This window comes from Brevibacillus sp. HB2.2, from assembly GCF_013284275.1.
Lineage (GTDB): Bacteria > Bacillota > Bacilli > Brevibacillales > Brevibacillaceae > Brevibacillus > Brevibacillus brevis_D.
This window is the reverse complement of sequence record NZ_JABSUV010000023.1, coordinates 1-24,178: the sequence shown is the minus strand read 5'-3', so window position 1 is coordinate 24,178 and position 24,178 is coordinate 1. Positions and strand designations below refer to the sequence as shown.

Sequence of the window (24,178 nt, the reverse complement as noted above, 5' to 3'; positions counted from 1 at the left end):
AACGTTTACTGAAAAAAAGCCGCCCGAAACTTCAGGGCGGCTCTACTTCTAAACGCTTTTACTTCATTTCATTGATTTCAGCGCGGATTTTCTCTACAAACGCATCCACTGTCATCGCGCCTTCATCGCCCACTCCGCGTTTACGGACGGACAGTGTACCGTCAGCCACCTCTTTTTCACCGATGACCAGCATGTACGGGATTTTTTCAACTTGTGCTTCACGGATTTTGTAGCCGATTTTCTCATTGCGGCCATCCAGCTCTACGCGAATGCCGGCTTGTTGCAGTTTTTCTCTTACTTGTTCTGCATATGGCATGTGCACTTCACTGATGTTCATGATGCGCGCTTGGATTGGTGTCAGCCAAATCGGGAATGCACCTGCGTAGTGCTCGATCAGGATACCGATGAAGCGCTCCATGGAGCCGTACATCGCACGGTGCAAAACAACTGGACGGTGCTTCTCGTTGTCTTGACCAACATAAGTCAGGTCAAATTTCTCAGGCATTTGGAAGTCCAGTTGGATCGTTCCACATTGGTGACGGCGTTTCAGCGCGTCGGTAATTTGGAAGTCGATCTTCGGTCCGTAGAACGCACCGTCTCCGTCTTTGATCTCATAGGCCATACCCAGCTCTTCCAACACTGTTTTCAGAGAGCTTTCTGCTGCTTCCCACAGCTCATCAGAGCCCATGGAATCTTCTGGACGAGTGGACAGAGCCACACTGTATTCGAAGCCAAATACCTTGTAGATGCTGTCAATCAAAGTGATCATGCCTTTGATTTCGCTCGCGATCTGATCAGGACGGACAAACACGTGCGCGTCATCCTGGCAGAAGGTACGCACCCGCAGCATTCCATTCAACGCCCCGGAGTACTCATGACGGTGAACTTGCCCGAACTCAGAGTAACGGATCGGCAGGTCACGGTACGAATGCATCTCGTTTTTATAGATCAGCATGTGACCTGGGCAGTTCATTGGCTTCAAGGCGTAAGTCGCGTTGTCTACTTCTGAGAAGTACATATTCTCTTTGTAGTGATCCCAGTGACCGGATTCTTTCCAGAGACGCTCGTTCATGAGAAACGGTGAGCGCACTTCTGTGTATTGTGCCAATTGTTGCAGACGGCGGGAGAATTGCTCCAGCTCGTTGCGAACAGTGAAACCTTTTGGCAGGTAGAACGGCATGCCTGGTGCTTCCTCGGAGAACATGAACAGGCCCAGTTCTTTACCCAATTTGCGGTGATCACGCTTTTTCGCTTCTTCGATGAAGTGCAGATATTCATCCATGTCTGCTTTTTTCGGCCAAGCTGTACCGTACACGCGTTGCAGAACTTGGTTTTCTGCTTTTCCGCGCCAGTATGCACCTGCCACGCTCATCAGCTTGAATGCTTTGATGAAACCAGTGGACGGCAAGTGCGGTCCACGACAGAGGTCGAAAAATTCGCCTTGCTCATACAGCGTGATAGTCGCATCCTCTGGCAGGTCGCGAATCAGCTCCAGCTTCAGGTGATCGTTCAGTTCTTGGAAAATCGCAGTTGCTTCTTCGCGGCTTACGACTTTGCGGCGAATCGGCAGGTCTTCCTTCACGATTTTTTCCATTTCCGCTTCGATTTTGCCCAAATCCTCTGGGGAAAGGGAAACCGGAATATCCATGTCGTAGTAGAAGCCATCTTCGATCACAGGACCGATTCCGAATTTCACTTCAGCGCCGTAAATACGTTTTACCGCTTGGGCGAGCAAGTGAGCTGTACTGTGGCGGTATACTTCCAACCCGTCGGCAGAATCGAGGGTAACGATTTCAATCGCTGCGTCATCTGTGAGTTCTGTGTACAGATCAACAACCTTGCCGTCTTTTTTACCAGCTACTGCCTTTTTCTTCAGGCTAGAGCTAATGGAGCCTGCGATGTCTTCGATAGTAATCCCAGCGTCGTATTGACGAACGGCTCCATCTGGGAAAGTAACATGAATTTGTGCCACTGTGGATTCTTCCTTCCTGTATCTGTTTTAGTTGAGAAAATAAAAAAACACCCATCCCCAAAAAGGGACGAGTGTGTTCTCGTGTTACCACCCTACTTCAAGTCTGCGTACAAAAACAGACTCCTCATTCCATGTAACGGTATCTAACCGGCATACCGATAGTAAAAGCCTACGCTTCGTTCCCGGCAGCTACTCGAAGGTGGTAGATCAATAACAGTTCGCAGCGAGCTTCCAGCCTGTGGCCCGCCTCTCTAGAGCGTCCTTACTATTGTCCGTGTCCTTCTCATCGTATTTATAAGCGATGTAAAGTTGTTGTTGCTATTATAGTTTAGAGGGATTATTCCCGTCAAGTACACGTCGCTCGGATAGACAAAGGGAACAAGAGTGGCAAGTAATGAGCCGACCGTCAAAAATACTACGGATCGTCTGTACAAGCCCAGGCTTTTCCGAAGCCATATGGAGTACGATACTCTCAGGAGCCAGTGTAACCAAAGCACTGACCAAATAATCCTCGTCTCGGCATTTTTGTTCGTCCATGTTCAGAACAGTATCCAACTGTTCAAGCCAAAGACGATCCCCTTTTTTATCATAAAGATGGAAAGGTTTGTCCACACTAGGAACGACATGAACGATTTCCTGCTTGGTTTCCTGTACAGCAATGAAATAGCGCAGCAGTTCGACAAACTCTTGGTATTGCTTGTCTTCCAGATATTCGTCAATGCCCGTTTCCACGAGTTCGAACAGCTCGTTCCAATGCTCCTGCAGTCGAAAGCGGATGAAGCCCAATACGTTGATCGTTCTCTCCCACTCCAGATAGGAGAAGACATTGCGATATACGTTTGCCTTGCGTGTCGTAGCCGTTAACAGTTCCCCGCCATCCAGCTCGACTTCTTGGCACATGCGTTGAATATAAGGAAAAATTTCCGCCCACTCGGTTTCCATCTGTTCGGCAGCGAGTAAGTCTGCGGCCATTTCTTCCATGATTTTCGGTTCCTTCACCTGAATGACCCATTCGGCTAATGTAAGAGCAACGAAGGCTCTTGCCCAATCGATGGTCTGCGCGTCATACTCACTCTCACACCAGCTTTGAAAGTAGAACAAGAGGTATCCATTCTCTTCTTGCTCCCTGTATGTAATGCGCACCGGTGCAGTGTTGACCCGCTCCGTCATCTCATTTACGATAGCCCGATATGTGTCACAATGCTCAGGGACATTCTCCAGCAATACGCGAAACGTCTGCATAACCATCCCCCCAACCCGCCATTGTAGTTACAGTATATGTCCCGTCAGGAGCGATATACTTTTAAACGGTTGGAAACTCAGGGAAGGTTGCAGGTAAAAAGTTCCTGATTAAAATACCAAAAAACGCTTCTCTGCCAGTTTCCCTTTGTTAGGGGACAGAGAAGCGTTTTTGGATTTATTGGTTTTTAGTTTTGCATGACAAAATCACGTTCTGCCATCTCGCCGTCTTTGAAAACGCGCAGGATGTCATATTGTGTGTTGCGCTGTGCAGGAATTTTGCCTGCGCCACGAATCAGCTCCAAAATTTGGTTCGTGTTGACCTTGTACGTACATGCTGCTGCGGAAACAACGTTTTCTTCCATCATCGTTTGGCCGAAATCATTCGCTCCATAAGAGAGAGAAAGCTGACCGTAATGCGGGCCCATTGTCACCCAAGAAGATTGGAAGTTTTCGATATTATCCAGCATGAGGCGACTGATTGCCAGTGTTTTTAAGTATTCCTCCGGCGTATTGTTGACAGCCTTCATGTTGGTGTTGTCCGGTTGGAAGGTCCAGACGATGAACGCTTTGAATCCGCCTGTCTCATCTTGTGCATCGCGGATGCGCAACAGAGAAAGTACGCGCTCCTCCATCTCTTCCCCAAAACCAATGACCATGGTAGCTGTACCAGGCAAGCCTGCACGGTGTGCGGCTTTTTGGGTATCAATCCACTCAGTCCACGAACCCTTCAAACGGGAAATCTTCCGACGTGTACGATCATCGAGGATTTCGCCACCCGCTCCCGGCAAGGAATCGAGACCTGCTGCCTTCAGCTCTTTCAGCACTTCCTCGACAGACATGTTGGAAACTTCCGCGATTTTCATCACTTCCGCTACAGACAGAGAGTGCATCGTAATCTGCGGGAAGCGCTCTTTGATCGCACGCAAGAGGTCAGTGTAATAATCCAGCTTTAGATCAGGATTGGTGCCGCCTTGCATCAAGATTTCTGTACCGCCTACATCAACGGTCTCCTGAATCTTTTCGAAAATAGTCTCTCTGGGAAGAACGTATCCTTCAGAAGAGCCTGGGGGACGATAAAAGGCACAAAAACGGCAATACGTGTCACATACGTTCGTGTAATTGACGTTGCGACTAATAACAAAGGTCGCAATCGGATCTGGATGATGCTTCTGCATAACCAGATTGGCGTAATGTCCGATCTTTTCGATTTCATTGCTCGCAAACAAAGCCAGACCGTCTTCGAGACCCAGGCGTTCACCTGCGAGAGCACGTTCCAATATAGAATCGATCATAAGGATCACTCCTTGTACCATACGTAAATTCCATCCCACATCATAACACAATACCGGGACATCGGCTATAGCCCGAGGTGCTGGCAGATACACTACCATACGCGAAAAAACCCTGCAAGAGACAGGGCTTGGAATCGCAATGATTCTTATTCTTCTTCATATCCAATCTGTTCGTACACTTCTGGCTCCCAGTAAATCACGGTTTGCGCTAATGGCAAATTCGTTTCGCGCGCTCCGTTTGGTTGTCCATTAAAATAGATGATTTCTGTTATGGATACCCGATCACCACGTACGTCAATTTCCCCTGATACTTGCAAGTTAGTCCCGTTTGGTGCATAGAAAACGACTTTTCCCGAACCCAATGTTTTCATTGGTTCCTCCCATGATGTTTGTCCTGTTTCCCTACATTTTAGTGGATAATCTTTCCTAGCGTCAATGAAAAAGCAAGGACTTCATTACCAATATTCGACCTAGAGATTTTGGAATGTGATAGCTGGGCCAATCGGCCTATTTCCTCGTTTTTCCTCACGTCACCTCACTTCCGTTGTGGTCTTTCTTTGGACAAAGTGGCATAAGATGGCTACAATAGAAAAAACCCCGTAAGGAGATGCTCATGCTCGAACATATCACACAGCTATTCATGCAATATGGGATGTGGGGACTCGCGGCCATGGCATTTTTGGACTCATTTATCAGTCCAATTCCTCCGTTTTTTATGCAAATTGCGATGAGTCTGCTCGATCCAGGCTCAGCGATTCAGTTTGCGACAGTAGCCTTTACTGCTTCCGTCCTCGGCGCTCCCATCGGATTTTTGTTGGGGAGATGGCTGGGAAAACCACTTTTGCACAAGATTCTCCCTGAAAAATGGGTTATCGTAGCGACGGAAAAATTCGCAAAAAACGGGGATGCTGCCGTCCTAATCGGAGCTTTTACCCCCATTCCTTTCAAGGTTTTCACTGTGCTCTCTGGCGTATTCAATTACTCGCTGACCAAGCTCATGTTTTATGCGATCATCGGGCGGGGATTGAAGTTTTTCTTGATTGGCACCTTGTTTTATTTATATGGAAATCACGCAAAGGTTCTGATCGATGAATACTTCGAGATCACGCTGCTGGCGGTAGCAGCAGTGGTTGCTGCGACCTGGTTTATTTGGAGCATGCGCCGCAAGCGGTACGCGTAAAAATCAAAAGCGCCTTTGCCACCTCACCAAGTGGACAAAAGGCGCTTTTTGATTATCAGGTCGGAACAATAGCGGACTGTTGGGCCCATTCTTCTACGCTGACAAACTCATACTCCACCAGTTGGGTAAAGAACTGAACATCCAGCAAAGGATCAACTTGAATCCCCCGCTTTTCTCGTGAAGGGAAATGCTTTTCGGCATACAGCTTTGCCAAAATGTATTTGCGCGCATTTCCCTCACGTGTCACCTGATCCTCTGCTTCACTGACGATGCATGATAAAGTGTACAAATCTACCATATGGTCTGCGAGCGTTTTTAATTTGTACGTTACATAATCGTGGATCTGTTGCATGAGATAGGCGATATTTTCCTCCAGGATGGCCAGTTCTGTTCGAATCAGCTCGGCGTACGGCTGTGAAAAGGCATGCTTCCAGCCAGCTATGCGCTCCCGAAGCATTCTGCTAAACACTTCGTGGCTGTTTTCTTTTTGCATCACACGCAAAATATCGAGTGCCAGTATATTCGAGGTGCCTTCCCATACGGTCAAAACTTGCGCGTCACGCAACAGGCGCGGCGTCACGTATTCCTCGATATAGCCGTTACCGCCATGAATTTCAATCGCGGTATGGGTTGATTTGACAGCTTCTTCCCCTGTACGGTATTTCAGCAAAGGAATCAGTAGGCGAGCAAGCGCGTTATCCTCTTTGCTCGCGGAATGAGACTGCAAGCGATCATAGACAGCAATCATATCAAACACCGCACCCGTGCTGACCTCTGTATCCAATAAGAGGCTCACCAGCATTTCTTTTACCATCGGGTACTGATCAATTGGCTTCCCGAATGCACGGCGTTGCTCGGCATAATACCTCGCTTCGTAAAAAGCTCGACGCATAATCCCAATCGAAGCAATCGCGTTGCAAATGCGCGAGAGGTTCAGGGCTTCTGCCATGTATTTGAAGCCGTTCTGTGGCTCCCCGATCAAATAACCCTCTGCCCCGTTCAACAGTATCTCCGCAGATGGTACGGCGTTGACGCCCAGCTTTTCTTTCAAGCGGCGGACCTGGATGTGATTGCGTTCGTTGTCAGGCTTTACCCAAGGCACCAAAAACAGTCCGAGCCCTTTTGTTCCCGGTTTCTCCTCATCGATTCTTGCCAAAACAGTCGCAACAAATGCTCCGGCATTGCTCGCAAAAAACTTTTCTCCTGTCAATCGGTACACTCCGGGCCGACCTGCTACTGGCTCTGCAACGGTCAAATTCGCACCGACATCCGACCCGCCCTGTCTCTCGGTCAGCCAAGTAGCCCCTTCATACAAGCGAGTGCGGTCACGAGAGGTCAGTCCTGTCAGGTACTGCTCCTTCTGTTCTTTGCTGCCGTAACGATCAAGTAAATAAGCGGCTGACATCGACAAGGTGACAGGGCAATAAAAGCCCGGCTCAGACTGGCTCACGAGATAGCCCATGAAAAAGGAATAGCTGTACGGCGCTTTTCTCCCCAACTCAGGGATGTCTTGATACAAATAGCTGACGATGCCTGCTCCGTAAACCTCTGCTACTGTTTCCTTGTAGCCTTCATTGGTAATAATCTCGGAAATATCCTCGCCTAGCCGATTGTACTTGCGTAATCTCGGCTTGCCTTCCCTGTCTGTATAAGCGGCACGCTCATCAATGGGTCCTGCCACTTGCGCACCTAACCAGCTCAACTGCTGTTTGGCCCATTCATGCATGGAAGCAGGGAGATAACGTTCCAGCAAGTAATTGAGATTGGGATCTGCTTTGAAAAAGTTTTCCCCCTGTGGCATACGCGGGTGCGGGATGTTGTCACTGTAAGTTCGCTGATCGATGCTCGTTTGCAAATCACTCATCGAAGCTCCACTTCCTTCTGGGAACTGACAACACGCAATACATGCTTCAAGACTTTTCCACTCGTATTCCGCGGCAGCGCAGGGACAATATGGACCTGTCGCGGGAGCTTGTAATCCGCGAGATGGCCGCGCAAAAAGCTTTGGATTTCCTCTAGCCAATCTCGATTGTTATCGACTCCTGATTTTAGCACCACATAGGCCGTCACCGTCTCGCCCCACTCCACATGTGGCAAACCTACAACCGCTACCTCGCCAATCAACGGATGACGCTCCAACAACTGCTCGATTTCCTTGGGGTAAACGTTAACCCCACCCGTGATCATCACGTCTTTTTTGCGATCAATCATCCACAGAAATCCATCCTCATCTACCCGTGCAATATCGCCCGTATACACCCAGCCATCTCGTATCGATTCTGCTGTAGCCTCTGGATTGTTGTAGTATCCTTTCATTGTCCCTTCCCCACGTAAGCGAATTTCGCCCACTTCGCCACTGGCGCATCGCTCTCCTCGCTCGTCTACGACCTCCATTTCGACGAACAATACACCTCGATTGCCTATACTACCGATTTTATCTGGATGTTCTCGGTGCAAAAGACACATTCCGGTCGGCCCTGCCTCTGTCAAGCCGTAGACGCACGCCAGTTTATCGCGTCCATAAGCTTCTTCCATGAGCGCAGCCATCTCTTTGGACAAAGGAGCCCCGCCATACATCCAATATTCGATGGAAGACAAATCGTACGAAGCAAACTCGGGATGCTTCATCGTCAGCAAATACGCCACAGGCGCTCCGAAGAAATGCGTAATCCGATGCTGCTGCACCAGGTCCAAAAGAAGCTGTGGCGAGAAGGTCAGAGCCATTACCTGAGTGGCGCCAAGCATGAGCCCTGCAATGAAAAAGAGATGGAGTGGAGCCGAATGACTCAGCGGCATCAAATGTAAAATTCGAGAACGATGTGTCATCGTCAGTTCAATCGACATCATTTTCGCGACAGTCAATAAGCTTCTATGTGTATAAAGCACCCCTTTAGGGCGCCCAGTCGTTCCAGATGTATAGAGGATACTGATCTCGCTATCTTCGTTCATGTTCACCAAATAGGGCTGTAGAGAAAGCGCATTCATTTCATCAAAAGACACTTCATTAGCATCCCACTCAGCAATGCCCTGCCAATTCCCTTGGCTCGTTCCTGTTTTGATTGCCACAAGCTGCGGCGTTTGAAGGACCAACTCATTCACGATCGGCACAAGAGCATCGTGAACAAGAAGTGCCTTTGCTCCGGCATGTTCACATATATGTCGTACTTCTTCTTGAGTTGAGCGTGCGTTGATCGGCACGACGAGTGCACCAGTGCGAATGACGGCGACGTAAAAAATGGCAAACTCCGGACAATTGGGCATCAGCATGACGATCCGATCCCCTTGCTCGATGCCAAGCTCCCGCAAATAGAAAGCCCACTGCGTAGAGCGTGTATCCCACTGGGAATAGCTGACCTCTACATCTCCTGCAACCAGAGCGGGCTTGTCAGGGTATTTCCTTCCGTTTGCTGCGAGCAGAGCTGATACGTTCATCGTTTCTCCTCCTCATTTTCTTCAAGCAATTTTTGTTCAAAGTTTTGCTTGTAGACGAGAATGTCTTCTCTCAGTTGTCGGAGTTCCATGATTTTCTCGTCGATCTCAGCCAGCTTTTGGTTGCCGTACTCAATCGTTCGCAAAAGCTGCGCCCGACCTGTACGATCCTCGTCGAACAGCTTAATCATCTCGCGAATCTGATCCAACGAAAATCCGAAGCGTTTCCCTCGTAGAATGAGTCGCAGCCTGGCACGATCCTTACGGTTATAGTGCCTGCTGCCCTTCTCTGTCCGACTGGGGAAAATCAAGCCTAGCTCCTCGTAGTACCGAATCGTTCTGGTGCTGACATCTAATTGTTGAGCAAGATCAGAGATGGTCCACGATTCTTCCTTCTGTATTCCTTCTCTGTTCATGTCCAGCGCCCCTTACTTACATTTATAAAATTCAGAATTCACCGAACAAAACGATTGTAACTGCCGTTTACGTAAACGTCAACTTGATGAAAAATTTATCGGGCCAATCACCAATCTATTATTCGCCCATATATTGTTATTGTGATTTTTGTGGAAGGAGGTGAAGCAATGGCCGTCATCAAAGCGAACTCCAAAGATGTCGATATGCTTGCCAGACTGATTCGAGCTGAGGCTGAGGGTGAAGGTGAGTTGGGCATGTTGATGGTTGGCAACGTTGGGGTAAATCGGATTTTAGGTAACTGCCTTGACTTCAAAAACATTCGCAGCATGCGTGACATGGTCTATCAATCTCCGGGAGGATTCGAAGCGGTCCAGAAGCCGTATTTCTATCAACGGACCAGGGATAAAGAAAGACGATTGGCACAGCGCGCAGTCAATGGCGAAAAGACCCGTCCGGCTAGCAACGCATTATGGTTCTACCGGCCTGCCGGAAACTGTCCAGCTACCTGGTGGGATCAACAAAACTCCGGTCGCTATAAGGCACACTGCTTCTTCGTTCCAACACCTGCAGATTGTCCACGCGTCTATTAAAAGGATTAGATAGATAAAGGAGCGAGTTCATCATGAGTCAACAAATGCCTTACACTGGTTACCCTCAACAACAATTCGGTTACGACATGTACCCATCCGCACAGTATCCATACGGCATACCGCAGCAACAGCAGCAGATGATTCAGCAGCAACAACCTCAACTGGTTCCGATGCAACCAAGCGGATCCTTGATTCCCGGAATGCCCATAACTCCTGGGCAAGTGCTGGAAGAATCGTACATCGAAAACATCCTTCGCCTGAATCGAGGCAAAGTCATTACGGTGTACCAAACGTTTGAAAACAACAGCCAATGGAACGCCAAAATTTTCCGTGGTGTCCTCGAAACTGCTGGCCGGGACCACATCATTCTCAGTGATCCGCAAACCGGCAAACGATATTTGCTCCTCATGGTCCACACGGATTACATCACGGCGGACGAAGAGTTGAATTACATCCCGCCTCAGCTTCCTACAGGAGTTCGGTAAGCAAACCAAGCACAAAAAGACAGTTTCCTTCGGCTATCCCCGGCGAGAACTGTCTTTTTGACGTATCTACCATTCCATGCTATTAATGAGGGAGAGACACAACCGCTTTGCAAAGGATGAGGAACAGTGGCATTTGGGATTACACGAGACGAACTAAACCGTTGGAAGCAAGCCGTTAGTCAAGGCGAATTGGCATTTCTTACCCACTATTGGCTGGACCCCCGGTTTCCTGGAATCAAAACCGTTACAAAAGTAGGCTGCGCCAATTATTTGTTACTGACAGACTGGTGCCTTACCAACGGACTAGATCCTGCCTACATTCATAATCGTGCGCCCTTCCCGCATTTTGATTTACTTGGCGAAAAACAAATCCAGATCTTGCAAAAGGAAGGTCTGTGGGATCACTTGGAGCGCTTCCGAATGCTGGAGAATGGACGAGACTAGGACGGATCTTTTTGCACGTGATAGCCTCGATCACCATATGGCGTCAGCTTTTTCATCCATTTATCTTCGAGTTTTTCCAATGCATCCTTCAAATCAAAATATGGGTGGTCTTTCTTTTCAACCTTCTCTAGCACTTCGATTTCAAAAGCGTCCGGACCGTATTTATCCCAGTCTTTTTGCAGCTGTCGATTAGGATGCGAGCCATGCTGAAGCATGAACTTTCTACCGTTGATCGTTTTTAGGTTATTCGTGCTGGCGATGAAGACTTTGTCGTTTTGCTTGTTCTTTATTTGATAAACACCTGCATCGGTTTCTACTTCCTTGTACATCTGCTTGAGCTCTTGCTTGCGATTCATCTGCTGCGCCCCCCGCTCCTCTCCTTCACTTTCCACAACGATTCGCCAATATTGACTGCCGTCCGCCTGTCTATCCATCAATCCAGCATCGACTAAATATCTCCGCAAGGTCACATAATCATCGTAGAGACCTTCGAGAATCTCATTCACTTCCCGCTCGGTGTAGAAACGATCAAGCTCGAATTTTTTGGAAATCTCTTCGAGTAGGATGAGTTTATGCTTTTGCTTGCGTGGGAAGCGCTCTAATCGACCTGATAGTCCATTCGGAAGGAATTTCTTTACGACCGCGGCATACTCTGTGACATCGCCATCTTTCGAGGTGTTCTTTTGCTTGCTTGATTTGGCATCGTTGGACGATTGATGTTTATCCGCTTCATGCAATAACTCCATCATGACCAGGAACACCTTGGCCTGGCGTTCTTTCTCCTTGAGTGCAAAGCGGTGATTACGGATCGTCGATGCACTGCCGATCCCCATTTCATTTTGAACCTCGGCGTCTGTCTTTCCTTGGTAAAAAAGGCGAAGTAAATTAACTTGATGATCAGACAAGCCCGTCAATCGTTTATCCAACTGGCTCAGGTGGGTAAAGACAGAACCATGCGTAACCTCGATATGATGGCGGATAAAGCGGGACGCTTCGTACAGGACACCCTCCACTGGATAAATGATGCCTTTCTCCACCTGTTCCCCGCAGAGCAAACACATAAAATGTTCGTCTTGTTCGATGTAACCTTGCTTCCATTCTTGAAGAGAAGCGCTCCAAAATGCTTCGTGAAGACTCATATATAAACACAACCTTTATTCGTTTGAGTTATTATAGATAACTTATCATCGCGTTTATTCCCTGTCAAACAAAAAAGCTCTCCGTTGTATTCGCACAACAGAAAGCCTTTTTATCTATGCTTCACTGGCTCGCATCGAAAGACTTGCTTGAGCCAACTCTTTTAAAAATGTCTGGCGGTCACCTTTGTAGAAACGTCCTTCTGTTGCTGTACGCTTCTGCCGATAGCGGATGGCCAACCGGTTTACCATGCGATTAATCTCCAGATGTTGTTCCTCTTCCATCGTAAACCGTACAGCGTATTCGTAATAGTCCGTTTCCCACGGAATCGTGCGAACGACGTGGCCGTACATTTTCAGAGCCTGTCCGCACAATTCCGTCGCAAACTGCAGAACGAGCTGGTCGTTTGCTGGCATTTTGAGATGAGAAAGAAAACGAAGTCCACCTGCCCCAATATCCTCGATCAATACCTGCGTGCTCCCAATCTCCATGGTTTTCCCTTTGACCAGCACAATGGTCATGTCTGCACAGAGGGCGTATTCTAGACGTAAGCGAAAAAATTCACGTTGATGCCCCTCTGATCTACCTGGCATTGTTTTCTCCTTCTTTCTCATCTCATAGTGGGTAACACGCAAAAGAAAGAGCGCCTGTCATCTTGGCGCCTTTCTTTTTATTTTTTGGGCTTTCGGTATCTGATCTCCTGCTCCTTCACCTGAAAACGATTCCATAATTCCCTCTCATCATGTGTGATGGAATCATGCTTTTCCAGCCGGAAGAGGAGTCTAACGACCACCCAAACAATCAAAAGAAATGCAAAAAAGATAACCAGTGTTAGAAAGATCATAAATCGTACCTCCTCCCATTTACTAACAACATATGGGAGGAAGCAAAATAAGATAACCAAATGTGTCAAAAACGTGACGAACCTTCTTTTCTAAAAGGTTGTCACACTTCTCGGCTTCTCGGAAACAGCAAACAGTCTATCCAAAATGGGGAGCTTTTCTGGTGCATCCAGCTCCAACTGGCCGTATTGATACAGCTTGCGTGCAGTTACTACCCCCATCACGAGTGAAGAAAAATCCGAAATATCTAGCTCCACCGAAACATCAGACTCCGCTGCCTCTCCTACTTCCGGACGTCCATCGACAAACTTGATGAGCCATGTCCCTTCATTCTCAGGCAGGAACGAATCGTGGATCGTCAGCTTTACATTCACTGTTTCCGAACCAAATCGGTGGTGGGACAGCTGACGGAAAAATCCCGGTACATCAATAATCCGATACATCAGACCGACTCCAGATACATGGCTCTCATGATAAATGCTCCATAAAATCGAATCCGTTCCATTGCCCGGATCGGATAGCAACAAGTGAAAATCTTCGTCCGTCGTCGTGAACTCGATTCGCTGAATCTGATCGGCCTGGCTCCGCAGGAAAGAGAGCAGTTGTGCAAGTGCTTCGCGGCTCTCATACTGAAGCTCTCTTACTTCTATGTTGTTGATGAGTTTGTTTTTTTCATGAGCGCTCTGGAACTGGAAAGCGAGATAGCCGGCGAATTTCCCTTCCTTTTTGTAACCAACAACAATCATTTCAGGGACATCGAGGAGTCTGTCCCACTCACGGTCTGTTCGCTTGATCATGCCATGGGTTTGACGGGCGATGCGATGATAGCAAGCAGACAGTTCTTCTTTGTCCTCTTTTCTTATATAAACGATTTTGTCCTTGCCTACAAACGGCAGGCTGGACGGTTTGAACTTGTATTGATGAACCTTGGTCCCTATTCCAAAACCCATTTGCTTGTAAAAATCAACACGAAACGGATAGAGAGAGACCAGCGAGATTCCCCGTTCCCGATAGCTGGAAAGAAAACCTTGAAGCATCGACATGGCGACCTTTTCCTTTTTATGCAAAAGGTCTACGGCGACCAGCCCAATTCCGCCAGTCAAAAGCGGTGTACCAAGAACATTCATAGGAAAATCGTACCATTTCATTATACCCGCTAATTGTCCATTACGGTAGCAGCCGTGGTAGCTGACATGTGGGTCGTTTTCGATCGTCTCCCTTACGCGTTGGGCAAATCGCTGTCTACTCTCTGCACCCAGTAGATTGCTTCCAGGGTAGCTCAGCGCTGCAATTCTCACGACCTCATCGATATCGTCAATGGAAACCGGGCGAATCTCCTCCATCATCTCATGCACTCCTGTCTGCAAGAAATTGGGCATCTAGGAAAATAGTATCGATGAATGTAACGGCTGGCAATACGAAGTTTGCATTTTTTGGAAAATTGTAACCAAATATTGAAAAACGCCCGCACGTGGCGGACGTCTTCGAATTAGTGTGTCTGCCTGACTCGGTTTCCTTTTGCGATCAAAAGGGTCAGAACAAAGCTGCTTATCGCAAGCACGAAGTTGCCTGTGAAGACCACATGAACACCACTAGCCAATAAGTCTCGGATCTGTGCCAACTGGGCCACAGGGATCGATCCGTGTTCAAACGAGGCCCCTAAATTCGTATGGCCACCTGCTACAGTCACCATGTTGAACAACATTCCAAATACTGCTGCCCCGAAGGTTTGGCTAAATGTACCCGTGAATGTATTGAGGGCAATGGCAGTCCCCCTCTTGTCGACTGCAACAGACGATTGAATTTTTACCATAACGATTGGGGAAATGAGTCCCATTCCCAAACCAATTGAGCCCACAGCCACATAAATGAGGTATCCCGCTGAGTGAGTGGATAGGAAGCTCAACAATGTTGTCGCTACCGTCAGAACGGCTGTCCCTGCGATAAATAACTGTTCCGCTCGCAGCTTTCCTAACAAATTCCCCGCAAGGATAGAGCCAATCGTCCAGCAAACTGGCATCGGTGTCAGGACAAAGCCAGCCATCGTCGCGCTTTCGCCCAAGACTCCCTGGCTCCAGATCGGCAAGTAAACCACCATGCTGATTACAATTCCATTGGTCAAGAGCGTCAGCAGATTGATCATGGTTACATTTCGATTGGTAAAAAGCGAAAGCGGAATCAGCGGCTCAGGCGATTTCTTCTCCACCGATACAAACACTAGATAGGTCACCAAAGCAAATACGATCAAGGAAATCGTCACTGGACTGGTCCAGGATTGATTCTGGCTACCTGTTAACAAGGCATACAACAAGGCGATGGTCCCGACCGAAAAAATAAGCGCGCCTGGATAATCAATATGGCGCTTTTCTTTGACGGCAAGCTTTTCCTTGTACAAAAGAATGAGCATGAAAAACGATACAAGTCCAAAAGGTAAGTTAAGAAAAAAGATATAACGCCACGTCAGTGTATCGACCAAAAATCCTCCGACCAACGGACCTGCCACACCGGAAAGTCCCCATACAGCACTAATCCAGCCCTGCGCTTTTGCCCGGGCAGTCTGCTCCGTATACAAATCACCGATAATGGTCATCGTAATCGGCATGACTGATCCTGCACCCAAGCCTTGAATGGCACGGAAAACAATAAGCTGCCACATTGACGTCGCCACTCCACAGAGCGTAGAACCTAACAAAAAGATGCCGATCCCGATTAACAACACGTTTTTTCGGCCAAATAAATCAGCTAGTTTGCCGTAAATGGGAGCAGATACGGCAGTGGCAAGCATGTAGATGGCGTATACCCAGCTCACCTGTTCAAAGCCTGCCAAATCACTTGTAATGCGCGGTACGGCTGTACTCACAATCGTTCCTTCCATCGCAGCAAGGAATGTCGAGAGCATAAGGGCAATCATAATCTGTAGTCTCATCTCGATCTCCTCTCTCTATGTACGCATGATCACGAGTAGCGAAAAAGCATTGTTTAGTATACCACACGAAAGAACAATCTTTCTCGACCAACGAAAAACCTCGTCTTGTCAAATAACAAGCGAGGCATTGTTTTTCCGTTCAGGGCTATCGATTGGCTGCGTTGGCTGCGCGTCGTTTCACTGCTGCAAACACCTGCTGGTAATAATGCACTTCATGCGGTACAAAGTCAGCCTTGGCCGCGATCATTGCGATATCCTTTGGTTCACCATTTTCCGTTAGCAAAAATCCATTCACCGTCATCTGCCCAATCTCGCCCGCAAACAACCGCTCTAACTCACGCAGACTGACCCAAAACAGCCCCGTGACTTCTTCTTCCTGTATACGGTACTCGCCTAAGGGCTGATCGCATTCATATAAAAATGTATGGCACATTTCCTTATCAATGATAGAGGGGGCAACCATTACATCACGAATTACGCCTAACTGGTCCAATTCCTCAAAGCTCACGGACAAGCCCAGCTCCTCCTCCAATTCCCGCACGCCGTCACATGGCTGTTCCGTGGCGAGAAGATGACCGGCAGAGGTAATGTCGAGCAGATCTGGACAAGTATCCTTTTGTGGATGTCTTTTTTGGAACAACATTTCGATCTGGTCATCTACTACACGATAAATCCAGCAGTGAAAGGTTTGGTGCCACAGCCCTAAGCGGTGCACTTCGCTACGCGCTTCTACCCCGATATGCTGTCCTGCTTCGTCAAATATGTCTAGCTGCTCTTCCTGCATGTTTTCCACCCCATGACCTGTCTCTTGAGCATTTCTCTTCCTCAAGTTATTCCTGGTCCAGATCGTGAATTCCTCTATTGACGATTGATGAAAAAAGGGACAGCGACAAGCGCCATCCCTTCTATCACCTTTAGTTGATCGATACATCATCCAGCATCAAGTAGCCAACAGGGCTCAGCCAGAAGCCATTTACATTCTTGGATGTAACCGCCACATGATCAATCGTACGGATTGGAAGAATCGGTACTTCCTTCAGCTCGATTTCTTGTAGCTTTGCGTAAATTTCATTGCGTTTTTGCGCATCTTTTTCGCGACGTCCTTCTTCAATCAGCTTGTCTACCTCTGGATTGTTGTAGAACGCCATGTTACCTGCGCTGCCTTTCGAAGTGCTGTGGAAGACGTTGTACTGGTTGTAGTCGCCATCCCCTGTTGCATTGCCCCAGCCCCCGATGAACATCGCATGCTCACCATTGTCTGCGTACTCCAGATACGCACCGTATTCCATTACTTTGATCTCCAAATCAATGCCGATGCCTTTCAACTGTGACTGGATGACTTCTGCTACGTTCATGCGCTCTTTACGGTCATCTGTCACGATGGTTGTCTTGAAGCCGTTTGGGTAACCTGCTTCTGCGAGCAGTGCTTTTGCTGCATTGACGTCATACGCGTAATCCTGGAGATTCGGATTGTAGCCGATGACTTTTGGTGATAGCGAGGAAACTGCCTGTGTTCCTACATTGTTGTATACCCCTTGTACAATGGCTTGCTTTTCGATAGCATGTGCGACAGCTTGACGTACACGTACATCATCAAATGGCTTCTTCTGCACGTTAAAGCCGATGTAATCCACACCCAAGCCTTCTGCACGCACCATGTTCATCCCAGGAGATGCCTGTGCACGCTCTACTTCCGTCACGGGAAGCTGGTCGCCGATGTGCGCTTCGCCTGCTTCGATCATCGCTACACGCGTCGTATCTTCTGGAACAACCTTATACAATACTTCATCTACCTTTGGCTTTTCACCCCAGTAGGTATCATTTTTTGCGAGTTTCATTTCTTGACTCGGTGTCCATGATGTAAATTTGAAAGGTCCGGTTCCCACAGGCTGCTTCGCCAATGTATCGGAATGCTCGGCGATTGCTTTCGGGCTGATGATACTTCCTTCTGAGCTAGCCAAGATGGAGAGCAGCGGTGCAAAAGGATACTCCAGTACGAAATGTACTGTCTTATCATCTACGATCTTAATTTCCTTGATCATGGAGAAGTTGGATGCACGCGGTGATGCAACCTTTGGATCGCGTACACGTTCGAACGTCTTTTTCACAGCGTCTGCTGTAAAGGGTGTACCATCGTGGAACGTAACGCCCTCACGGAGCTTGAACTCCCATGTCAAGTCATCGAGCTGTTTCCATTCAGTTGCTAGAGTAGGCTTGTACTCGCCGTTTTTATCGCGAGAAACCAAGCTCTCATACACTTTTCCATACACATAGTTTGCCGAAGGAATATTGGAAATGAAATGCGGGTCCAGATTATTGGCGTCTGCCTTCCGAGCGACAATCAGGGTTCCCCCTTCTTTCGGTGCTTCAGCAGCAGTTGTATTCGTCGAACCGGATTGCTCCGAGCTCGCACCACCACATCCAGTCAGCGCAACACTAACCGTCAATGTCAGAGCCAACAAGGAACCGACCATGCCCGTTTTCTTCATTTGTGTCTACCCCCTGTAGAATACTGTCGAAAATTCTGAATGTATTTCTTATTTGCATTATACGGTAGATTCCCAACCGAACCTTTCAGCATCTTTACATCAATTTATAATATTTTTACTTTTATTTAATTTTGTACAGATCAATAAGTGTGAAAATACACTTGATACCGTAGCCGCGGTGGAGAAGCGTGTTTCCAGTCTTCGCTTCGGCCTACGCCCCGCAAGGGGGTGAAGACTGTCCACTCCGGTATGAATGACGGGAGCCGCTTCAAAAGTGGTTGCCTCGAGGAGGTATTCGCACGTTGAAGCTAAAAACGCTCCCATCATTCATCCCTCCGCTTGGTCGGGCTCCAAAGGCGATTGACTGGAAACACGCTTCTTGGTGTAGCTTTGTTGATTTTCCGATCTGTATATGAAAGGCAAAAAGAAAATGATTGAGGGTTCTTGATGATTGTCTGCATGTTAATGAATGGATTTGTTTTAAAATCCTTTATAGTTAGTTAAGTAATCTTTTATCATCTTGTATTGCCTGCCTTTCAAGATATTACAAAAACTACGTTGGAAGAAGTGCATTTCCAGTCCAAGCGCCTCTGGAGCCCGTCCCAGCGTAGGAATGAATGGCGGGGAATTTCAGCTTCACCTATGAGGTACTTCCTTGAAATTATCTACGTTTGAAGCGCTCCCGCCATTCATTCCGAAGCGGACAGTCGATCCCCCCTTGCGGGGCGGAGGCCGAAGCGTAGACTGGAAATGCACTTCTTCCCCACTACGGCCACATTTATAACATGAAAAATCCGACCTTCTGGAGAAGATCGGATTGCGCTTACTATCTTTATGATTGTTTCTGCCAAACCACCTTGCCCGAGAAAACCACCGCTTCCTTCGGAGATAGTCTGGCCACAGCCTCGGCGGAGCATTTGGCACGGACAAAAACAGCATTTGCCTCATCTCCGACTTTCGGCCAAACTTGATTGCCAGCTTGATCTAGTGGAGTCACGCCACCAGTCACGAATCCCAGTGCACGCGATAGAGATCGCTCATCGATCCACCGGAACCGTTCAGCCAAACGGTTTGCTTTCTGTAACATATCTCCGGTTCCAAATGGGTCCCAATGATCAGTAATGTTGTCATTGCCCAATCCAACATGGACGCCTTTTGCATAAAGCAACGGAATTGGGATGGTTGGCATATCAATGGGAATAGCCGACATGACAGCGATTTGCTGCTCGGCGAAAAGCTCCGCGACCTCTTCGGCCACCGCAGTCGGTACCTCTCCTAGCCCGTAAGCATGGCTGACAGTGACTCGACCTTGCCAACCCGCATCCTTCGTCAACGCAGCCACTTTTTTCATAATATAAACACCCAAATGACCAGGCTCGTGCAGGTGAATGTCCACATCCGCATTCGCTTCAACCGCTATATCCATCATCGTATCAAGTGATTTCTCGATATCATCGTCAAACGTGGCAGGATCGACACCACCGACGAGTCCGGCTCCATGCTTCATCGCCTCACGAACGAGGGAAACAGAATCACTGCGCAGCAAGCCATGTTGGGGAAACGCGACAATTTCCCAGGAAAGTTTTTCACGGTAAGTCGCCAATGCCTCTAATGTGGCTTCCAGATTTTTCAACCCAATGACCGGGTCAATGTTGCAATGCGTCCGCACGTGAGTAGCGCCGTGCGATTGCACTAACTCCAGCAGCTTTTCTGCACGCTCACGGGCAACGGGAAGCTGGCGGGGCAGCAGTTCCTGCTCTTGCTCGATTCGAAAAAAACGATTGGGGGCAGGGAGAACAGCTTGCCACGGACCTCCATAAAATGTTTTGTCTAAATGAATGTGCATTTCCCGGAAAGATGGAAGCATCAGTAGGCCTTGTGCATCCCACACAGATACCCCGTCATGTATATCTGACAGCGCAGGTACGATTTTCTCAACGCGACCGTCCGTGAGCAAGACGTGGAAACGCTCCGTCTTTGTTCCCGTCACGATGCCATTCTCCTCTGTATACCCACATTCCAGACTCGCATTTTTGATCCACAAGCTTGCTTTCATGCTTCGTCTCCCATCCTTTTCTCTCTAAATGTTTGCGTTATTCGATCGTAATGCCTTTGATCATCATATACCCAGAAGGGCTGATCCAGAAGCCTTTGATGTTTTTACTGACTGCAGCGACATGTTCAAGATTGCGGATCGGGACGATTGGTGCTTCTTGCTTTTCAATCTCCAACACCTTCGCATAAATTTGCTTGCGTTTTTCCGTATCCTGCTCGCGGCGCCCCTCTTCGATCAGCTTGTCCACTTCTTTATTCACGTAGAATGTTGTGTTACCGCCTTTACCCAAAGAACTGGAGTGGAACAGATTGTACTGGTTGTAGTCAGCGTCTCCAGTGGCATTGCCCCAGCCGCTGATGAACAGCTCTGTCTCACCGTTGTCTTCTGCATCCAAATAGGCTCCATACTCAAGCACTTTTACCTCTACTTCAATGCCGATTCCTTTTAACTGGGACTGAATGACTTCCGCAGCATTAATCCGTTCCTTGCGATCGCCTGTCCACAGGGTTGTCTTGAAGCCGTCTGGGTAGCCTGCTTCCTTTAACAGGGCCTTCGCCTTATTCGGATCGAACTCGTATCCTTTTAACGCCCCATCGTATCCAAGAACCTTCGGACTCACTGCTGAATTTGCTTTCGTTCCGACATCGTTGTACACACCTTTGATGATCGCATCTGTCTCAACCGCATAGTTGATCGCCTGACGAACACGAGCGTCGTCAAACGGCTTCTTCTTGGTATTGAACCCGATGAAATCTGTCCCCAAGCCCTCTGTTCGGTACAAGCTCATATGAGGGGAATTACTGACGCGGTCAATTTCCGTTACCGGCAATGGTTCAGCGATGTGCGCTTCTCCTGTCTCTACCATGGCTACGCGGGTCGTGTCCTCCGGTACGACTTTGAAGACGGCCTTCATAAATTTTACCTTTTCTCCCCAGTAGTTATCATTTTTCACGAGTACGATCTCTTGGCCAGGTGTCCACGATTCGAATACAAACGGTCCTGTACCGACGGGATGTTTGCTCAGGTCCTTGCCGTATTGCTCTATTGCTTTTGGACTGATGATGCTGCCTTCGTGGTTGGCGAGGATCGACAGCAATGGGGAGTACGGGTAGGCTAACTTGAATTGCACGGTGTAATCATCCACTACTTTTATTTCCGAAAGCATCTTAAACTGAGACGCACGTGGAGAGGCGACTTTTTCATCGCGTACGCGTGCGAATGTTGCTTTCACCGCTTCGGCGTTAAACGGCGTACCATCGTGGAAGCTGACTCCCTGACGTAGCTTGAACTCCCAGGTGACATCGTCCAACTGCTTCCATTCCGTGGCTAGCATTGGTTTGAACGCCATGTTATCATCTCGCTGGACAAGACCTTCGTACACATTGTGATGGACCACACTCGCTGCATTGATCGCTGAAATAAAGTGCGGATCCAGATTGTTTGCGTCAGACTGCCGTGCAATCACCAACGTCTGATCTGTTGCCGGAGCTTCCTTCGCAGTCGGAGTCCCTGCCGTACCTTGCTCTGTACCCGATGAACAGCCTGTAAGCACAAGGCCAACGCTCAGGATACCTACCAGCATTGAACCTAGCATCTTCTGTTTTTTCACTAGACTCGCCCCCATTTTATTCTTTCTGTGTATAATCAATCAGCATAGCTCGTTCCCAATGGGCGAAGCTATGCTGATCGTGAAGCACTTTTCTGCTGAAATTATGGCATGGTTACATCGTCGATCTCAATGTGTCCTGCTGGGCTGATCCAAACTCCTTCTACGCCTTTTTGAATCGCTGCGAGGTTTTCTGAGAAGCGATATGGTACCATTGGCGCTTCGTCCATTTCGATTTGCTGTGCTTTTTCGTAGATTTGCTTCCGTTTTTCTTCGTCTTTCTCTTTGCGGCCCTCATCGATCAGCTTGTCCACTTCCGGATTGCTGAAGAAAGCATGGTTGCCGGCTGCCCCTTGCGACTTCGTGTGGAACAGATTGTATTGGTTGTAGTCTGCATCGCCTGTGGCATTTCCCCAACCGCTGAGGAACAATTCTGTTTCGCCTTTGTTGGCTGCTTCAATATAAGCACCGAACTCTAGCACTTTCACTTCCAAATCGATATTGATTTGTTTCAGCTGTTGCTGCAGCACCTCTGCCAAGCTTACTCGTGCCTTGTTATCATTCAAGTAAATGGTTGCTTTGAAGCCGTTTCCGTATCCAGCTTCCGCCAACAGCTTTTTGGATTTTTCCAGATCGTAAGGCAAGTCTTTTACATTCGGGCTGTAACCAACCATGGACGGGGTAATGGAGGAATGAGCAACCGTCCCGACATCGTTGTAGACCCCTTGAAGGATGGTTTTCTTATCGATCGCATGTGCAATCGCTTGACGAACGCGTACATCATCGAATGGCTTCTTCGAGTTGTTAATCCCGATATGATCGCTAGCGAAAGCAGGGTAACGGCCAAGTGTCATACTCGGAGAATTTTTCACCCGATCGACTTCTGTCACTGGCAATTGCTCAGCTACATTCGCCTCTCCTGTCTCGACCATCGCGAGTCTGGTCGTATCTTCTGGAACGGTCTTGAAGACGACTTTATCCAGCTTCGGTTTGTCGCCCCAATAGCTGTCGTTTTTCACCAGGACGACTTCTTGACCAGGTGTCCATGATTCGAATTTATAAGGCCCTGTTCCCGTTGGATGCTTGGTCAAATCTTTCCCATACTGTTCAATCGCTTTTGGTGATAAAATTCCCCCCTCTGCACTGGCGAGCACTGACAGGAGTGGTGCGTATGGATAGTGCAGGATGAATCGAACCGTAGTATCATCCACGACCTTTACTTCCTTAATGGCTTCAAACAAATTGGCGCGGTTAGACCCTACTGCCGGGTCTTGAACACGTGCAATCGTCTTTTTCACAGCTTCCGCATTGAATGGGGTGCCATCGTGGAATGTCACACCAGAGCGGAGCTTGAATTCCCATGTCACATCATCGAGCTGCTTCCATTCAGAAGCGAGTGAGCCTACATATTTGCTTTCTTTGTCCATCCGAACGAGACCCTCGTATACCTTGTGATGAATGATAGCGGCGGAATTGATTTGCGTTAGAAAATGTGGGTCAAGGTTGTTCGCATCAGACAAGCGGGCGATGACGAGTGTCCCGCCTTCTTTGCCAGCTGGTGATGAAGCATTGGTTTGCCCTGAAGAATTGGAAGTCCCTCCTGCTTCAGGTGCTTGTGAGCAGCCTGCCAACGCTGTAGAAACCGCAACGGTCATGGCAAGCAGCGTCTGGAAAAAGCGCGTCTTTTTCATGTAGTTATCCCCCTCTTTTGTGAAAAACGTCTCGATGTTTTTCATCCATGTTGATGTGACCGCTTGCGGTCAAAAAAAACGGTCGTGACCGCTTTTTGCGCCAGATGTACTTGAATATTTTGACCATTCGCGCATATTTCATTTTACCCACTATTCTGTCACTGTGTTTTCACTCTCTTTACTTGTATTTTCACTTTCTTTACTCTTTTTTTCACTTTTTCTACTTTTATGCGAATGATGCAAGAAAAAATAGAATTGGATTATATGGTGCTGTAGTGGTGGGGAGGAAACAGGAGAAAACGCTCAGATTCTAGGGCCACCCCTTGGGGGATTGACTGCACGACTCCATGCAAAAAGCGAAACCGCGTCCAAAGTAGTCG

21 protein-coding genes are annotated in these 24,178 nt (G+C 48.1%); 4 read left to right on the top strand and 17 right to left on the bottom strand.

What is annotated here, in order from left to right; translation table 11 throughout:
• Positions 1 to 58: 58 nt before the first annotated feature.
• From thrS to HP401_RS17475, 4 genes are all read right to left on the bottom strand, one after another.
• Positions 59 to 1,972 carry a threonine--tRNA ligase gene (gene thrS / locus HP401_RS17490; protein ID WP_012685330.1) on the bottom strand — a complete coding sequence of 638 codons (1,914 nt, stop codon included), beginning with the start codon at positions 1,970 to 1,972 and terminating at the stop codon, positions 59 to 61.
• Positions 1,973 to 2,293: 321 nt separating this feature from the next.
• Positions 2,294 to 3,214 carry a putative sporulation protein YtxC gene (gene ytxC, locus HP401_RS17485; protein WP_173605913.1) on the bottom strand — a complete coding sequence of 307 codons (921 nt, stop codon included), beginning with the start codon at positions 3,212 to 3,214 and terminating at the stop codon, positions 2,294 to 2,296.
• 185 nt (positions 3,215 to 3,399) lie between these two features.
• Positions 3,400 to 4,506, bottom strand: coding sequence for a cyclic dehypoxanthinyl futalosine synthase (gene mqnC / locus HP401_RS17480; protein ID WP_173605912.1), 1,107 nt, complete (start codon positions 4,504 to 4,506; stop codon positions 3,400 to 3,402).
• A 146-nt stretch (positions 4,507 to 4,652) separates the two neighbouring features.
• A complete protein-coding gene (locus tag HP401_RS17475) occupies positions 4,653 to 4,877 on the bottom strand; it encodes a hypothetical protein (protein ID WP_173605911.1) in 225 nt (74 codons plus the stop codon).
• Positions 4,878 to 5,119: 242 nt separating this feature from the next.
• Between HP401_RS17475 and HP401_RS17470 the strand changes: the two genes are divergently transcribed.
• Positions 5,120 to 5,686 (top strand): YqaA family protein, encoded by a 567-nt coding sequence (locus HP401_RS17470; RefSeq protein WP_016739068.1) that lies wholly within the window; start codon positions 5,120 to 5,122, stop codon positions 5,684 to 5,686.
• Positions 5,687 to 5,741: 55 nt separating this feature from the next.
• Here the strand turns inward: HP401_RS17470 and HP401_RS17465 are convergent, their stop codons facing one another.
• Genes HP401_RS17465 through HP401_RS17455 form a run of 3 tightly spaced genes read right to left on the bottom strand, consistent with a single transcriptional unit; the run spans position 5,742 to position 9,531 of the window.
• Positions 5,742 to 7,550, bottom strand: coding sequence for an acyl-CoA dehydrogenase family protein (locus HP401_RS17465; protein ID WP_173605910.1), 1,809 nt, complete (start codon positions 7,548 to 7,550; stop codon positions 5,742 to 5,744).
• Positions 7,547 to 9,118, bottom strand: a complete 1,572-nt coding sequence (locus HP401_RS17460) for a class I adenylate-forming enzyme family protein (RefSeq protein WP_173605909.1) — start codon at positions 9,116 to 9,118, stop codon at positions 7,547 to 7,549. Before HP401_RS17460 ends, HP401_RS17465 begins: the two co-directional genes overlap by 4 nt.
• Positions 9,115 to 9,531 carry a MerR family transcriptional regulator gene (locus tag HP401_RS17455; protein WP_172140805.1) on the bottom strand — a complete coding sequence of 139 codons (417 nt, stop codon included), beginning with the start codon at positions 9,529 to 9,531 and terminating at the stop codon, positions 9,115 to 9,117. Before HP401_RS17455 ends, HP401_RS17460 begins: the two co-directional genes overlap by 4 nt.
• A gap of 168 nt (positions 9,532 to 9,699) precedes the next feature.
• On the opposite strand from HP401_RS17455, the gene HP401_RS17450 reads away from it, so the two are divergent.
• The 3 genes from HP401_RS17450 to HP401_RS17440 all read left to right on the top strand — a co-directional run bounded on the left by HP401_RS17450 (position 9,700) and on the right by HP401_RS17440 (position 11,051).
• Positions 9,700 to 10,122 carry a cell wall hydrolase gene (locus tag HP401_RS17450; protein WP_012685322.1) on the top strand — a complete coding sequence of 141 codons (423 nt, stop codon included), beginning with the start codon at positions 9,700 to 9,702 and terminating at the stop codon, positions 10,120 to 10,122.
• Positions 10,123 to 10,154: 32 nt separating this feature from the next.
• Positions 10,155 to 10,607 (top strand): spore coat protein GerQ, encoded by a 453-nt coding sequence (gene gerQ, locus HP401_RS17445; protein ID WP_016739072.1) that lies wholly within the window; start codon positions 10,155 to 10,157, stop codon positions 10,605 to 10,607.
• Positions 10,608 to 10,733: 126 nt separating this feature from the next.
• Positions 10,734 to 11,051 (top strand): hypothetical protein, encoded by a 318-nt coding sequence (locus tag HP401_RS17440; protein ID WP_173605908.1) that lies wholly within the window; start codon positions 10,734 to 10,736, stop codon positions 11,049 to 11,051.
• Here the strand turns inward: HP401_RS17440 and HP401_RS17435 are convergent.
• From HP401_RS17435 to HP401_RS17390, 10 genes are all read right to left on the bottom strand, one after another.
• The gene (locus HP401_RS17435; RefSeq protein ID WP_173605907.1) at positions 11,048 to 12,190 is read right to left on the bottom strand and encodes a DUF2087 domain-containing protein; all 1,143 of its coding nucleotides are present in this window, start codon (positions 12,188 to 12,190) and stop codon (positions 11,048 to 11,050) included. The genes HP401_RS17440 and HP401_RS17435 overlap by 4 nt on opposite strands.
• Positions 12,191 to 12,304: 114 nt before the next feature.
• Positions 12,305 to 12,781 carry a PilZ domain-containing protein gene (locus tag HP401_RS17430; RefSeq protein WP_173605906.1) on the bottom strand — a complete coding sequence of 159 codons (477 nt, stop codon included), beginning with the start codon at positions 12,779 to 12,781 and terminating at the stop codon, positions 12,305 to 12,307.
• 77 nt (positions 12,782 to 12,858) lie between these two features.
• Positions 12,859 to 13,032, bottom strand: a complete 174-nt coding sequence (locus HP401_RS17425; protein ID WP_016739076.1) for a hypothetical protein — start codon at positions 13,030 to 13,032, stop codon at positions 12,859 to 12,861.
• 90 nt (positions 13,033 to 13,122) lie between these two features.
• On the bottom strand, positions 13,123 to 14,373 hold the full coding sequence (locus HP401_RS17420) for a GNAT family N-acetyltransferase (RefSeq protein WP_173605957.1): 1,251 nt from the start codon (positions 14,371 to 14,373) through the stop codon (positions 13,123 to 13,125).
• A gap of 146 nt (positions 14,374 to 14,519) precedes the next feature.
• The gene (locus HP401_RS17415) at positions 14,520 to 15,956 is read right to left on the bottom strand and encodes an MDR family MFS transporter (protein WP_173605905.1); all 1,437 of its coding nucleotides are present in this window, start codon (positions 15,954 to 15,956) and stop codon (positions 14,520 to 14,522) included.
• A gap of 145 nt (positions 15,957 to 16,101) precedes the next feature.
• Positions 16,102 to 16,740, bottom strand: a complete 639-nt coding sequence (locus tag HP401_RS17410; protein ID WP_173605904.1) for an NUDIX hydrolase — start codon at positions 16,738 to 16,740, stop codon at positions 16,102 to 16,104.
• Between the two features lie 130 nt (positions 16,741 to 16,870).
• Entirely contained in the window at positions 16,871 to 18,445 is a 1,575-nt protein-coding gene (locus HP401_RS17405) for a glutathione ABC transporter substrate-binding protein (RefSeq protein WP_173605903.1), read from the bottom strand.
• A gap of 832 nt (positions 18,446 to 19,277) precedes the next feature.
• Complete coding sequence (locus HP401_RS17400; RefSeq protein WP_173605902.1) at positions 19,278 to 20,501, bottom strand: amidohydrolase family protein; 1,224 nt, start codon at positions 20,499 to 20,501, stop codon at positions 19,278 to 19,280.
• Positions 20,502 to 20,538: 37 nt separating this feature from the next.
• Entirely contained in the window at positions 20,539 to 22,110 is a 1,572-nt protein-coding gene (locus tag HP401_RS17395) for a glutathione ABC transporter substrate-binding protein (protein WP_173605901.1), read from the bottom strand.
• A gap of 101 nt (positions 22,111 to 22,211) precedes the next feature.
• A complete protein-coding gene (locus HP401_RS17390) occupies positions 22,212 to 23,798 on the bottom strand; it encodes a glutathione ABC transporter substrate-binding protein (RefSeq protein WP_173605900.1) in 1,587 nt (528 codons plus the stop codon).
• Positions 23,799 to 24,178 lie beyond the last annotated feature (380 nt).

Bases quoted from the DNA above. Each gene is read 5' to 3' on its own strand.
- HP401_RS17430 (WP_173605906.1), bottom strand. From the start codon at position 12,781: ATGCCAGGTAGATCAGAGGGGCATCAACGTGAATTTTTTCGCTTACGT.
- HP401_RS17425 (WP_016739076.1), bottom strand. From the start codon at position 13,032: ATGATCTTTCTAACACTGGTTATCTTTTTTGCATTTCTTTTGATTGTT.
- ytxC (WP_173605913.1), bottom strand. From the start codon at position 3,214: ATGCAGACGTTTCGCGTATTGCTGGAGAATGTCCCTGAGCATTGTGAC.
- HP401_RS17415 (WP_173605905.1), bottom strand. From the start codon at position 15,956: ATGAGACTACAGATTATGATTGCCCTTATGCTCTCGACATTCCTTGCT.
- gerQ (WP_016739072.1), top strand. From the start codon at position 10,155: ATGAGTCAACAAATGCCTTACACTGGTTACCCTCAACAACAATTCGGT.
- HP401_RS17435 (WP_173605907.1), bottom strand. From the start codon at position 12,190: ATGAGTCTTCACGAAGCATTTTGGAGCGCTTCTCTTCAAGAATGGAAG.
- HP401_RS17455 (WP_172140805.1), bottom strand. From the start codon at position 9,531: ATGAACAGAGAAGGAATACAGAAGGAAGAATCGTGGACCATCTCTGAT.
- HP401_RS17405 (WP_173605903.1), bottom strand. From the start codon at position 18,445: ATGAAGAAAACGGGCATGGTCGGTTCCTTGTTGGCTCTGACATTGACG.
- mqnC (WP_173605912.1), bottom strand. From the start codon at position 4,506: ATGATCGATTCTATATTGGAACGTGCTCTCGCAGGTGAACGCCTGGGT.
- HP401_RS17460 (WP_173605909.1), bottom strand. From the start codon at position 9,118: ATGAACGTATCAGCTCTGCTCGCAGCAAACGGAAGGAAATACCCTGAC.
- HP401_RS17475 (WP_173605911.1), bottom strand. From the start codon at position 4,877: ATGAAAACATTGGGTTCGGGAAAAGTCGTTTTCTATGCACCAAACGGG.
- HP401_RS17450 (WP_012685322.1), top strand. From the start codon at position 9,700: ATGGCCGTCATCAAAGCGAACTCCAAAGATGTCGATATGCTTGCCAGA.
- HP401_RS17410 (WP_173605904.1), bottom strand. From the start codon at position 16,740: ATGCAGGAAGAGCAGCTAGACATATTTGACGAAGCAGGACAGCATATC.
- HP401_RS17470 (WP_016739068.1), top strand. From the start codon at position 5,120: ATGCTCGAACATATCACACAGCTATTCATGCAATATGGGATGTGGGGA.
- HP401_RS17465 (WP_173605910.1), bottom strand. From the start codon at position 7,550: ATGAGTGATTTGCAAACGAGCATCGATCAGCGAACTTACAGTGACAAC.
- HP401_RS17420 (WP_173605957.1), bottom strand. From the start codon at position 14,373: ATGGAGGAGATTCGCCCGGTTTCCATTGACGATATCGATGAGGTCGTG.
- HP401_RS17390 (WP_173605900.1), bottom strand. From the start codon at position 23,798: ATGAAAAAGACGCGCTTTTTCCAGACGCTGCTTGCCATGACCGTTGCG.
- HP401_RS17400 (WP_173605902.1), bottom strand. From the start codon at position 20,501: ATGAAAGCAAGCTTGTGGATCAAAAATGCGAGTCTGGAATGTGGGTAT.